The sequence below is a fragment of the Neptuniibacter sp. QD37_6 genome (assembly GCF_047778085.1).
GTDB lineage: Bacteria > Pseudomonadota > Gammaproteobacteria > Pseudomonadales > Balneatricaceae > Neptuniibacter.
The window spans coordinates 351,352-363,921 of sequence record NZ_CP180550.1 but is presented as its reverse complement, the minus strand read 5'-3'; the positions used below and the strand labels follow the sequence as shown (position 1 = coordinate 363,921).

Genomic DNA, 12,570 nt, shown 5'->3' with positions numbered 1-12,570 from the left:
AATGAGCGCTTTTCATCCAAAAATTTAAATTTCTCATGCTAAACGCACTGTAAAAATATGCATTTCACTAAAGTCGCTAGTAGAATACGCACTTTAAAAATCCACATGGTCTTCCAACTGCTAAACTTTTTTCTACACTTTGTGTCTTTTTAGCATCAAATGAATTCCATCGAAGCCCTATTTTGTAAAGGTAATTTTCACAATGAGCGAATATAGCTTATTTACATCAGAATCCGTTTCCGAAGGTCACCCGGACAAAATTGCTGACCAGATCTCCGATGCTGTACTGGATGCTATCATTGCTGAAGATAAGCATGCTCGCGTTGCCTGCGAAACACTGGTAAAAACTGGTGTAGCTGTTGTTTCTGGCGAAATCACAACGTCTGCTTGGGTAGATTTGGAAGATTTAGTTCGTAAAGTTATCAATGATATCGGCTACACATCTTCTGAAGTAGGTTACGATGGCGATACCTGTGGCGTAATCAACATCATTGGTAAACAATCCCCTGATATCAACCAAGGTGTTGACCGTGCTAAGCCTGAAGATCAAGGTGCAGGCGACCAAGGCTTGATGTTTGGTTATGCATCAAACGAAACTGATGTATTGATGCCAGCACCAATCACTTATTCTCACCGCCTAGTTGAGCGCCAAGCTGAAGTTCGCAAATCAGGCTTATTGCCATGGTTGCGCCCAGATGCAAAATCCCAACTTACATTCCGCTATGAGAACGGCAAGCCAGTAGGTGTAGATGCCCTTGTCCTGTCGACCCAACACAACCCTGAAGTATCTCAAGCAGATCTGCGTGAAGCGGTCATGGAGCTAATCGTTAAGCACGTTATCCCTGCTGAATGGATCACCAAAGAGACCCAATTCCACATCAACCCAACGGGCAACTTCGTAATCGGCGGCCCAGTAGGTGACTGTGGTCTGACAGGCCGTAAAATCATTGTTGATACTTACGGCGGCATGGCCCGTCATGGTGGCGGCGCATTCTCTGGTAAAGATCCATCAAAAGTAGACCGTTCTGCTGCTTACGCTGGTCGTTATGTAGCGAAGAATATTGTGGCGGCGGGCCTAGCAGACCGTTGTGAAATTCAGGTTTCTTACGCAATTGGTGTAGCGGAGCCAACGTCTGTATCGATCAATACATTCGGTACTGGCAAGATCTCCGATGATAAGATCATTCAGTTAGTTCGTGAGCACTTTGACCTGCGCCCTTACGCGATCACTACAATGCTTGATCTACTTCACCCAATGTATCAGCCAACTGCTGCATACGGCCACTTTGGCCGTAACCCGTTCGAAATGGAGTACAAAGGCGAAACCTTTACTGCATTCACATGGGAGCGCACTGATAAAGCAGATGCACTACGCGAAGCTGCAGACCTATCTTAATTTAGTGATTTTTCTCCGAAAAAAGCGCCTTATGGCGCTTTTTTATTGCCTACAGTAAGTTATATGACAATAATGAGGAACTTACTTTTCGCGGCCTTTTGAAATTAATGCAACTTAGTAATTTTAGCATCCGGCAAAAGCTGATTGGGCTCGTCATCATACTCGCGCTGGGTATACTGATGACTTCCAGTCTTGCCTTTTACTTTTCATACCAAGACACCTTGGCCGGAAAAAAAGATCAGATTCGTAGTGTTGTTCAAGCCTCTGCCAGTCAGGTTCTCCAGCTTCGCGCGCTAAAAAAGTCCCAACAGATATCTGAAACTGAATATTTACAGCGACTTCGTTCGCTAATCTATAGCACAAACTATTCAGATGGCAGTTATATCTTTTTAATGACCGACGAAGCACGTTTTCACCTTCATCCCAAACGACCTGAGCTTGAAGGGCTATTAATCAATGAAGTACCAAACATAAAAAATGGCGAAGCCATTGCAGCCAGCTTTAAGCAAATTTTGGAGAACCCTGAAAAATCTCAATTCTGGAAACTCTACCTACCGAAACCAGACGGTGGCCCCTCCCTCGAAAAGCTTACTTACGCGCAGCTAATACCTGACAGTAATCTTATGATTGGTACTGGGGTGTACCTCGATGATCTAATTCCCGTTTACATCAATCGCGCGCTAAGTTACATCACGATAACCTTAGCCGTTTTACTGGCTGCATTTGCGACTGCGGTACTGATATCGCGCAATATTGTTCAACCCATCATTATTCTGTCTGGTCAGATGAAACGCCTATCTGCAGGGGATATAGATCAAGAGATACGCTTTACTCATCATAAAGATGAAATAGGCCAAATGGCGCAATCTCTAGAAGAGTTTCGTGATCATTTGATTGAAAATAAGCGTTTACGTTATATGCAGGAACATGTTCAGTTCCTCGAGAACTTTGACCCTGTCACTCGTCTCTATAATCGACGAGCGATTGGCGAAGCGCTTGAACGAGAGATAATTCGCAATTTCGAAAGCCAAGAACAGGTTTCATTTCTGTTTATCCGCTTAGATCTCCTAAGAAACTTAACCATTGAATTAGGCGACGAGCAGCGTGACCAAATCCTGATTGAGACAGCTAATCGTTTAAGGCAAATTCTCTCTATCAACCATCGATTAGCGCGAATCGGCGAAGGCTGCTTTGGACTAATGCTCATAAACAAACCAGCACACATCAACCTTGCAGATATAGCCGATTCTATTCTCAATACTATTGAACAACCTATCCAATTGGATAATCTACAGATTCAAATTGGGGCGCGCATAGGCATAGCCTCTTACCCAGAAGATGGAGATCAACAGTTTGAATTGATAGGCCGTTCAGAAATCGCCGCTAAAACTGCCCGCAAACGAGAGCAAGGCTGGCTTTACTTCAGCCAGATTAAAGGACAAACAACGGAACAAAAAATCGCTCTGTGGCAAGATCTATCAACCGCAATGGACCAAGATCAATTTTACTTGGTCTTCCAACCGTTGTTTGACCTAGAAAGTAATGCTCCATTGTCCGCAGAAACCTTATTAAGATGGACCCATCCTACACTAGGGCCCATCTCACCAGCAGTTTTCGTCCCTTTAGCAGAACAAAGTGGGCTGATTTCACGCCTTGACCATTGGGTTCTCAATGCCGTTGCCAAGCAATGCCGCAATTGGTTGGACAAAGATATCGTTTTCCCGCGCGTAGCGATCAACCTATCCGGCATAAGTTTCCTAAGAAACGACTTTGAGCAAAAGTTACAAAGTATTTTCTCTCAATATAATGTTGCCCTTGAGCATATAGAACTCGAACTTACTGAAGGGGTATTAATTGAAGATTTAGGTCGTATTCAAGAAAAATTAAAACGAGTACGTAATCTCGGTGTTAACATCTCGATTGATGACTTCGGCACAGGCTACTCGTCGCTCAGCCGCATAAAAAGCCTTCCTGTCGATCACATTAAAATTGATAAGTCGTTTATCGATGATATTGATACGAACCCACAGGATCTAAAAATAGTTCAGGCAATCATTCTTATGGCCCAAGGTCTACAACTTCACGTTGTAGCAGAAGGAGTAGAAACCGAGCGCCAACTATCTATTCTCCGTGAAGAGCAATGTGATGTAGTTCAAGGTTATTTATTGAGCCGCCCTCTCCCCGTGGCAGACTATGAAGCACTAATCGATGAAGATCTAATCATTGAAGGCGACTAAATTTTATTATGAGAATACCGCGTTTTTTCGAATCTCAGCCCCTACAAACAGGTGTCGATATATCTTTAAGCGATTCTGTTGTCCAACATGTCAGTCGCTCCCTTCGAATGCGACCTGAAGATCAGATCATTCTATTCAATGGAGATGGTTCTGAACACAAAGCTAGACTTATCAATATTGAGAAACGCAGCGCCACCGCGCGAATTATTGAAAGCACTCCCTCTTCTACCGAAAGCCCTTTGCCAGTCACCATAGGCCAAACGCTTTCACGCGGAGAGAGAATGGATTACGCCGTACAGAAAAGTACTGAAATGGGCGTAAAATCGATTACCCCTCTATTTTCTGAACGCTGCGAGGTCAAACTACCAAAGGAGCGCCAAGAAAAACGAGTTAAACATTGGCATCAGATTGCTGTTAGCGCTTGTGAACAATCCGGCCGTACCGTGCCTCCTGAGATAGCCGATCCAACTGATTTAGAAAAATGGCTCGCTGCACAGGATGCCGAACTTAAACTCGTGCTACATCATCATAGTGAACAGCCGCTGCAAGAAATGCCTGCGCCAAGCTCTGTGGCATTGCTAATTGGACCAGAAGGCGGTCTCACCAGCGATGAAGTTGAACTTGCGACACAATATGGGTTCAAACCCCTGACACTTGGACCTCGCGTTATGCGTACAGAAACTGCTCCCGTAGCCGCATTAACATTACTCAATTACCTATGGGGCGACCTCGCTTAGCCGTAAGAGGAGATCCTCTGCGCTTAAACGATAAAGATTAAGGATCAAAGAAATGACAATTAAGCTCGGAATTGTGATGGACCCTATTGATAACATCGCATTCAAAAAAGACAGTTCACTTGCCATGCTATGGGCTGCGCAGCAGAAAGGCTGGGAGCTTTGGTATATGGAACAACACCATCTATTCTCTCTGGATGGCAAAGCTCAAGCTAAGATGGCTCCGATTGAAGTGATGATGGACGAGCAAAAATGGTTTGAACGCGGCGAATATGAAACGCGCGATCTATCCGATCTCAATGTAATTTTGATGCGTAAAGATCCACCATTCGATAACGAATTTATCTATACCACCTATCTGTTAGAGCAAGCAGAAAAAGAAGGCTCTTTGATTGTTAACAAGCCCCAAAGCCTTCGTGATTTTAATGAGAAGCTCTTTGCGACGCATTTTCCGCAATGCTGCCCACCCGTGTTAGTCAGCAAACATGACTCAATGCTACGTGAATTTCATAAAGAGCATGGAGATGTCATTTTCAAGCCACTCGATGGCATGGGCGGTTCTCAAATATTTCGCATCAAAGAAGACGGCCTAAACTTGGGCGTGATTATTGAGACTCTTACAAATCACGGCCAACAAACCATCATGGCTCAAAAGTTTATTCCCGAGATCGTAGATGGTGACAAACGCATTCTACTAGTGGATGGTGAGCCAGTACCATACGGTCTGGCACGTATACCAGCAAAAGGGGAAACCCGCGGTAACTTAGCTGCAGGCGGTCGAGGTGAAGGGCGCGAACTAACTGAACGCGATTATTGGATCTGTGAACAGATTGCTCCCACCCTAAAAGAAAAAGGGTTACTATTTGTCGGTCTGGATGTCATTGGCGACTACCTAACAGAAATAAATGTGACCAGCCCAACATGCATTCGCGAATTGAATAATCAGTACGGCCTGAATATTGGAATGCAGCTAATGGATGCAATCGAACAAAAACTAACAAAGCAATAAAAAAGATGCTGCGAGCAAAGGGTTTAGCGAAGTGAGCACCGCGGTAGCACAAACAGTGACCGCGGTTGAACGTTTCGGTTTCACGTTATTTTTCGCGACCGCGTTACATGCGGTTGCGATTTTGGGGATCACGTTCACATTTAATAACGAACGTCCGCCTCAAAAAACGATTGAAATCACCTTAGCTCAACACCAACAGAAAACAGCCCCTAAAGAGGCTGATTTTATTGCACAAGCCAACCAGGAAGGCAGTGGTACAAGCAAAGAAAAGTTACAGCCATCCACACCTCAAAAATCGGAATTTAGGGATGACCAGCCCAAGCAGGCTACAGCCATAGCACCAGCGGTTGAACCAACGCCCCCTAAACCAGAACCAAGTACTGCAGCCGTTAAAGCAAATACAAAAGCAGACAATAGCTCTACACAAAAAGCGAAACAGAAGGTAGTCACGGCCGCACAAAGCACGAAGAAAACTATTACCAAGACCGCTAAGCAGCAACAGAAAGCACCATCCGGCGGTTCTCCCGGCACATCCCTTCTTGCGAGAAGTTTAGAGATGGCTAGCTTACAAGCTGAGATTGATGCCCATCGAGAGATGAGAGCCAAACAGCCTCGAATTAAACGCCTGACATCAGCATCCACTAAAAAACGTGAAGACGCACTCTACCTTCATAACTGGCGCAAAAAAATTGAGAATATTGGTAATCTTAATTACCCTGAAGAAGCTCGAAGAAACAAAATGTATGGCCGCTTACGCCTACTGGTTGCCATCAAACCTGATGGTTCAGTAAAAACCATCGAGATACTTGAATCATCTGGAAAACAAATCCTCGATGATGCAGCTATTCAGATTGTTAGGCTTGCAGCCCCCTTCCAACCCTTCCCTGTAGAGATGAGAAAAAGTACAGACATCCTAGAGATTATTCGCACATGGAAATTTGAGAAACGCGCCTATTTGGACTAATTCTTAAATAACGTAGATAAAAAATGGGCTAGTAATTATGACCTCATTGAGCTGTTCGTTACGCAACCATTTTCTTATATCCATGCCCCATCTGAATGACCAGAGCTTTACTCAGACTGTTACCTATATTTGTGACCATAGCGATTATGGAGCTATGGGCATTGTGATTAACCGCCCTGTTGGCATAACTCTGATTGAATTGTGTGATCACCTTAACCTTCCCTGCTCTTCTATCGCGAATCAACAGCAAGCTATTTTCAGCGGAGGCCCTGTCAGAAGTGACAGAGGTTATGTTCTACACAAAGCAGCTGATCCCTTTGAATGGAGTAACAGCCACTGTGTAGCGGATGATATTTATCTCACCACCTCAATTGACGCTATAGAAGCCGCTGCAGATGGGCGTTTTGAACACAATTATTTAGTTGCATTAGGTTGCGCCGGCTGGAGTCCTGGTCAGCTTGAGCAAGAGATGAGCGATAATGTTTGGTTAAGCTGCCCAGCAAATTCAGATATACTCTTCAGCACTCCGGCTGGTGATCGTTTACAGGCAGCCGCATCAATATTGGGCATTAACCTTGATCTACTAACCGCCCTGCCCGGACACGCCTGATAAATTTGCGTCAGGCATTATGTCCATTTGGGATATAAGGTTCTGACACAGGCATGAGCAATCAGATCAATCAAGTTGTGGCTTTTGATTTTGGGACCTCCCGTATAGGGGTGGCGACCGGTCAAAGCATTACAGGTACTGCTACACCACTCCCTCCTTTTTCTGCACGAGATGGTCAACCTAATTGGGACGAAATTTCCAAACTAATAAATGAATGGAAACCTGACGCTTTGGTTGTCGGCATCCCCCTAAACTTTGACGGGACCATTAGCGATATGGCTCATAGAGCAAGGAAGTTTGCCAACCGATTACATGAGCGGTATAAAACGCCCTGCTTCTTGATGGACGAGCGGTTATCTACGGCTGAAGCCAAAGAGATTCATTTTGCTGCCGGGGGTAGTGATAATTTTAAGAAAGAGTCTGTCGATGGCCTTGCCGCACAACTCATATTGGAAAGCTGGTTTAGCTGCGACATTAGAATTCCTAGCCATACCCGATTGGAGGAAGTTTATGACAACAAACGTACTTAATGCTGAAGCTCTGCTGGATAAAATGCAGCAGGAGTTACAAGCATTGCTGTCTAAAGATGATAAGCCTGACCCACTGATGATCGGCATTCATACAGGCGGGGTATGGTTAGCTGAGCGCCTACATCAAGCCCTAGGTTTAGACAGCCCTTTAGGTGTCTTAGATATCTCTTTCCATCGAGATGATTTTGAAACCAGTGGGTTAAATCCTAAAGTTCAGCCTTCTAAACTGCCCTGCACTACTGAAGGGCGACATATTATTCTTGTAGACGATGTAATCATGAGCGGCCGCACTATACGCGCAGCCATGAACGAGCTATTTGACTATGGCCGCCCAGCGTCTATTACACTTGCGACACTGCTTGATCTACAGCAGCGTGAGTTACCTATACAGGCAGATATAATTGGCGGCACATTAGCTATCAGTGCTGACCAAGCTGTAAAACTTTCTGGTCCAGAACCTTTGGCTCTGGAGATCCGAAATCGTTCTGACGACTGAGTATTAATCATGTTTGAACAAAATGATCCGAATCAAATACAACTCACCAACGAAGGTGAGTTAAAGCACTTTATTACTACCGAAGGGCTTTCTCGTGAATTGCTAACCGAGATTTTAGATACCGCAGACTCTTTTGTAGACATGAGCGCTAAACAGGTGAAGAAGGTTCCCCTGTTAAGAGGAAAAACAGTCGTCAACCTATTTTTTGAAGCGAGTACCCGTACGCTTTCAACATTTGAACTAGCTGCAAAGCGTCTTTCTGCTGATGTTCTTAACCTAAACATCAGCACATCCTCGACCTCTAAAGGTGAGACACTAAAAGACACGCTAATGACACTGCATGCCATGCACTCTGACATGTTCGTGGTTCGTCATTCGAGTAGTGGCGCTGCACATTTTATTGCTGAACATGTAACTCCCGATGTTGCTGTTATCAATGCTGGTGACGGTCGTCACGCACACCCAACACAAGCGATGTTGGACATGCTAACCATCCGTCAGGCCAAAGGCGACTTTGCGCCGTTAACCGTGGCAATTGTTGGGGATATTTTACATTCCCGCGTGGCTCGTTCTCAGATTCATGCGCTACGCATCTTAGGCGTAAATGAAATTCGCGTGATCGCGCCAAATACACTTCTACCTCGTAATATCGAGGCCTTAGGAGTGAAGGTATTCACCAATATGCAAGAAGGCATCAAAGACGTTGATGTTGTAATGATGCTACGTCTACAGAAAGAACGTATGAACAGCGCCCTTCTGCCAAGCGAAAGTGAATTTTACAAGCTTTATGGTCTAACTATGGACAAACTGCAGCTAGCAAAACCTGATGCTGTAGTCATGCACCCAGGCCCAATTAACCGCGGCGTTGAAATAGCATCATCCGTTGCTGATGGTGATCGCTCCCTTATTTTAGATCAGGTAACAAACGGTATTGCTGTGCGAATGGCAGTCATGTCTATGGCAATGAGCGGGCAAGCCAAAAGTCGTCCGAGTCAGCTGGAAGCAGGAGAGTAACGACCATGAACATTCTTATTCAAGGCGGTCGTATCATTGACCCTGCAAACCAAACTGACAAAGTTGCTGACTTGTATGTAATTGATGGTGAAATCGCAGCTTACGACTCTGCTCCAGAAGGTTTTGAAGCCGATCAAACAATCAACGCAGAAAATCAGGTTGTTTGCCCCGGTCTAATAGACCTATGTGCTCACGCACGCGAACCTGGCCCAGCACAGAAAGGCTCGATAAAAACAGAAGCATCTGCAGCCGTTGCTGGCGGTGTCACTACAATGGTTACACCTCCTTCTACTAATCCTGTTATTGATACTCGGGCGGTTGCTCAACTGATTCAGGATCGCTGTGAAGAAGAAGGTAAAATGCAAATTTTACCTATGGGCGCCCTAACTAAAGGGCTACAAGGTGAACAACTTGCCCCTATGGCCGCTCTTTCAGCAGCAGGATGTATTGCATTTACCAACACACGCAATCCGGTTGCTGACTCTTTAACCCTAACACGCTGTTTAGAATACGCCGCTACCCATGATCTACTCGTTATTTTCCAAGCAGAAGATAATGCTTTAGCTAAGGGTGGCTGCATGCATGAAGGGAGTACTTGTACTCGCTTAGGCCTGAACGGCATCCCAGAATCAGCGGAAACTATTGATGTATCTCGCAACCTACTGCTTGTAGAGCAGACAGGCGTGCGTGCTCACTTTGGGCAGTTATCCTGTGAACGCTCTGTTCGTATGATTACCGAGGCACGCGAAAGAGGCCTACCTGTCACTGCAGATGTATCAATTCAAAACCTGCTACTGACTGATGAAAATGTGAATGGCTTTAACAATGACTTCCACCTCATACCACCTTTGCGTAGTCAGTTAGACCGTGCAGGGTTAATCCAAGGGTTATTAGGCGGTAGCATTCAAGCTATCTGTTCTGACCACCAACCGCACGAGCGTGCAGCTAAAGAGGCACCATTTGCTGATACTGAGCCTGGTATGATCGGTTTGGAAACATTACTTCCTTTAGGTTTATTACTGGTTGAACAGAACATGTTAGATCTACCTCAACTTATTGAAAAACTAACCTCAGCCCCTGCTGAAATTTTAGGCCTACCTACAGGCAATCTAAGTATTGGTAGCTCAGCAAATATCTGTATTTTTAATCCTGAAATGGAATGGCAACTCACACCTGAAACCTGCCACTCAAGAGGCAAGAATACTCCGTTCATGAACTATCCACTAAAAGGCAAAGTGTCCCAAACACTTTTCCAAGGCGAAGTGGTATACAAAGGCTAAATACAAAAAAGCCGCGATAGTTATATCGCGGCTTTTTGTTTCCAGCGTAGCAATACGTTATCTACATACCCTTAACGTTAGCATCACCTTCGTTATGCAAATAATCCTCTTCATCCTGTAGATGGAAAGATTGATTATCTTCATCTGGAGCCAATTCAGGATTCGTATCAGCACTCAACTTAATCATCAGACGAAGATCATTTGGAGAATCAGCATGGGCTAGTGCTACATCGTAAGTAATCACCCCATCTTTGTAGAGATTAAACAAAGATTGGTCGAACGTCTGCATCCCTAAGTTAGTCGATTTCTTAACCACATCTTTAATTTCATGAACTTCACCTTTACGGATCAAATCCTGAATTAATGGCGTGTTAATCAATACTTCGATCGCTGCACGACGTCCCTTACCATCTTTAGTAGGTAACAGTTGTTGCGCAATAATCGCTTTAAGGTTTAATGAAAGATCCATCCACAACTGATCATGATGCTCAGGAGGGAAGAAGCTAATTACGCGGTCCAATGCTTGGTTGGCATTATTAGCGTGTAACGTTGCTAGAGTTAAATGACCTGTTTCGGCAAATACGATACCGTGCTGCATCGTCTCCCTAGTACGGATCTCACCCATCAAAATTACATCTGGTGCCTGACGGAGCGTATTTTTTAGTGCTACATCAAACGAGTCGGTATCGATACCTACTTCACGTTGAGTGATGATACTTTGCTTATGTTCGTGAACATACTCAATTGGATCTTCAATGGTAATAATATGACCCCGATGATTGGTATTACGGTAATCAATCATCGATGCTAAAGAGGTTGATTTACCTGTAGAGGTACCACCAACAAATAAGATCAATCCTCGTTTTGTCATAGACAAATCACGTAGGATTGGTGGCAGATTCAACTCTTCTAAGCTTGGTATATAGTTATTAATCTTCCTTAATACCATACCCGCTGAATTACGTTGGAAAAATGCTGATACACGAAAACGTCCCAAACCTGGCGCACTAATCGCAAAGTTACACTCATGACAACCCTCAAACTCTGCCAACTGTTTGTCATTCATGGTGCTGTAAACAAGGGCCCTAGCCTGTGAGGGCTTCAGAGTATCTTTGGTTAGTGGCTTCAAAGTACCATCAACTTTAATCGTTGGCCTTGCACCGGCCGTTACGAAAAGGTCAGAGGCATCCCTATCTACCATCACTTTAAGTAGTTGCGTAAAATCCACGCCGTTTTTCTCCTAAGACCAATTAGAACTGTTGTGGGTTGGCTGCACGCTCACGCGCCGTTTCGCGTGTAATCAATCCTTTATGCAGCAATTCTTGTAGAGATTGATCTAATGTTTTCATGCCAAATGATGCACCCGTCTGGATAGCAGAGTACATCTGGGCTACTTTATCCTCTCGGATAAGATTACGTATAGCCGGCGTACCGATCATAATTTCATGAGCTGCGACACGCCCACCTTTCGGCTTTTTCAAAAGTGTCTGCGATATAACTCCCATCAGAGACTCTGAAAGCATAGATCTCACCATATCCTTCTCTGCGGCTGGAAATACGTCAATAACACGGTCAATCGTTTTCGCAGCCGAGGTCGTATGCAACGTACCAAATACTAAGTGCCCTGTTTCTGCGGCGGTCAACGCGAGACGGATAGTTTCAAGATCTCGCATCTCACCTACAAGGATGATATCTGGATCTTCACGTAATGCTGAACGAAGCGCATTAGCGAAACTGTGAGTATCCCTATGCACTTCGCGCTGATTCACCAAACATTTCTTGCTTTCATGTACGAATTCTATTGGATCTTCGATCGTCAAAATATGGTCAGCGCGAGAGTCATTAACATAATCGATCATCGCAGCCAATGTGGTACTTTTACCGGAACCCGTTGGCCCAGTAACCAGCACTAAACCACGTGGCTTTTCGGAGAGATCCTTAAAAACCTTGCCCATATCCAGATCGTCTAAGGTCAATACCTTACTCGGAATCGTACGAAAAACGGCACCCGCTCCGCGATTTTGGTTAAATGCGTTTACACGAAAACGCGCTAGACCAGGGACTTCGAACGAAAAATCCGTTTCGAGTACATCTTCGTACTCTTTACGCTGTTTATCGTTCATAATGTCATATATGAGTGTATGGACCTGCTTGTGGTCCAGCGAAGGCAGTTTTATGCGACGTACATCACCGTCAACACGAATGATAGGAGGCATCCCTGCAGATATATGCAAGTCAGATGCACCTTGTTGTACGGTAAATGATAAAAGTTCGGTAATATCCATAACGTTCCTGTAACC

12 protein-coding genes are annotated in these 12,570 nt (G+C 44.7%); 10 read left to right on the top strand and 2 right to left on the bottom strand.

Going from position 1 to position 12,570, the window contains the following annotated elements; all coding sequences use genetic code 11:
• Positions 1–202 precede the first annotated feature (202 nt).
• The 10 genes from metK (at position 203) to ACMXYO_RS01535 (ending at position 10,270) form a co-directional block, all read left to right on the top strand.
• Complete coding sequence (gene metK, locus ACMXYO_RS01580) at positions 203–1,396, top strand: methionine adenosyltransferase (protein WP_415886703.1); 1,194 nt, start codon at positions 203–205, stop codon at positions 1,394–1,396.
• Between the two features lie 179 nt (positions 1,397–1,575).
• The gene (locus ACMXYO_RS01575; RefSeq protein ID WP_415886702.1) at positions 1,576–3,633 is read left to right on the top strand and encodes an EAL domain-containing protein; all 2,058 of its coding nucleotides are present in this window, start codon (positions 1,576–1,578) and stop codon (positions 3,631–3,633) included.
• Between the two features lie 8 nt (positions 3,634–3,641).
• Positions 3,642–4,370 carry a 16S rRNA (uracil(1498)-N(3))-methyltransferase gene (locus ACMXYO_RS01570; RefSeq protein WP_415886701.1) on the top strand — a complete coding sequence of 243 codons (729 nt, stop codon included), beginning with the start codon at positions 3,642–3,644 and terminating at the stop codon, positions 4,368–4,370.
• A gap of 52 nt (positions 4,371–4,422) precedes the next feature.
• On the top strand, positions 4,423–5,376 hold the full coding sequence (gshB, locus tag ACMXYO_RS01565) for a glutathione synthase (protein WP_415886700.1): 954 nt from the start codon (positions 4,423–4,425) through the stop codon (positions 5,374–5,376).
• A gap of 31 nt (positions 5,377–5,407) precedes the next feature.
• Entirely contained in the window at positions 5,408–6,340 is a 933-nt protein-coding gene (locus ACMXYO_RS01560) for an energy transducer TonB (protein WP_415886698.1), read from the top strand.
• A 37-nt stretch (positions 6,341–6,377) separates the two neighbouring features.
• On the top strand, positions 6,378–6,950 hold the full coding sequence (locus ACMXYO_RS01555) for a YqgE/AlgH family protein (RefSeq protein ID WP_415886696.1): 573 nt from the start codon (positions 6,378–6,380) through the stop codon (positions 6,948–6,950).
• A gap of 53 nt (positions 6,951–7,003) precedes the next feature.
• Positions 7,004–7,480, top strand: a complete 477-nt coding sequence (gene ruvX / locus ACMXYO_RS01550) for a Holliday junction resolvase RuvX (RefSeq protein WP_415886695.1) — start codon at positions 7,004–7,006, stop codon at positions 7,478–7,480.
• A complete protein-coding gene (gene pyrR, locus ACMXYO_RS01545; protein ID WP_415886693.1) occupies positions 7,461–7,976 on the top strand; it encodes a bifunctional pyr operon transcriptional regulator/uracil phosphoribosyltransferase PyrR in 516 nt (171 codons plus the stop codon). Before ruvX ends, pyrR begins: the two co-directional genes overlap by 20 nt.
• 9 nt (positions 7,977–7,985) lie before the next feature.
• Positions 7,986–8,990, top strand: coding sequence for an aspartate carbamoyltransferase catalytic subunit (locus tag ACMXYO_RS01540; protein WP_415886692.1), 1,005 nt, complete (start codon positions 7,986–7,988; stop codon positions 8,988–8,990).
• Positions 8,991–8,995: 5 nt separating this feature from the next.
• Positions 8,996–10,270 (top strand): dihydroorotase, encoded by a 1,275-nt coding sequence (locus tag ACMXYO_RS01535; RefSeq protein WP_415886690.1) that lies wholly within the window; start codon positions 8,996–8,998, stop codon positions 10,268–10,270.
• Between the two features lie 61 nt (positions 10,271–10,331).
• On the opposite strand, the gene ACMXYO_RS01530 is transcribed toward ACMXYO_RS01535, so the two are convergent.
• Both ACMXYO_RS01530 and ACMXYO_RS01525 read right to left on the bottom strand, forming a co-directional pair.
• On the bottom strand, positions 10,332–11,498 hold the full coding sequence (locus ACMXYO_RS01530; RefSeq protein ID WP_415886689.1) for a PilT/PilU family type 4a pilus ATPase: 1,167 nt from the start codon (positions 11,496–11,498) through the stop codon (positions 10,332–10,334).
• A 22-nt stretch (positions 11,499–11,520) separates the two neighbouring features.
• Positions 11,521–12,555, bottom strand: coding sequence for a type IV pilus twitching motility protein PilT (locus tag ACMXYO_RS01525; protein ID WP_415886688.1), 1,035 nt, complete (start codon positions 12,553–12,555; stop codon positions 11,521–11,523).
• Between the last annotated feature and the right edge of the window lie 15 nt (positions 12,556–12,570).

Excerpts from the sequence above, each read along its gene's own strand:
- ACMXYO_RS01555 (WP_415886696.1), top strand. The coding sequence starts at position 6,378 with ATGACCTCATTGAGCTGTTCGTTACGCAACCATTTTCTTATATCCATG.
- ruvX (WP_415886695.1), top strand. The coding sequence starts at position 7,004 with ATGAGCAATCAGATCAATCAAGTTGTGGCTTTTGATTTTGGGACCTCC.
- ACMXYO_RS01570 (WP_415886701.1), top strand. The coding sequence starts at position 3,642 with ATGAGAATACCGCGTTTTTTCGAATCTCAGCCCCTACAAACAGGTGTC.
- metK (WP_415886703.1), top strand. The coding sequence starts at position 203 with ATGAGCGAATATAGCTTATTTACATCAGAATCCGTTTCCGAAGGTCAC.
- ACMXYO_RS01540 (WP_415886692.1), top strand. The coding sequence starts at position 7,986 with ATGTTTGAACAAAATGATCCGAATCAAATACAACTCACCAACGAAGGT.
- pyrR (WP_415886693.1), top strand. The coding sequence starts at position 7,461 with ATGACAACAAACGTACTTAATGCTGAAGCTCTGCTGGATAAAATGCAG.
- gshB (WP_415886700.1), top strand. The coding sequence starts at position 4,423 with ATGACAATTAAGCTCGGAATTGTGATGGACCCTATTGATAACATCGCA.
- ACMXYO_RS01525 (WP_415886688.1), bottom strand. The coding sequence starts at position 12,555 with ATGGATATTACCGAACTTTTATCATTTACCGTACAACAAGGTGCATCT.
- ACMXYO_RS01575 (WP_415886702.1), top strand. The coding sequence starts at position 1,576 with ATGACTTCCAGTCTTGCCTTTTACTTTTCATACCAAGACACCTTGGCC.
- ACMXYO_RS01535 (WP_415886690.1), top strand. The coding sequence starts at position 8,996 with ATGAACATTCTTATTCAAGGCGGTCGTATCATTGACCCTGCAAACCAA.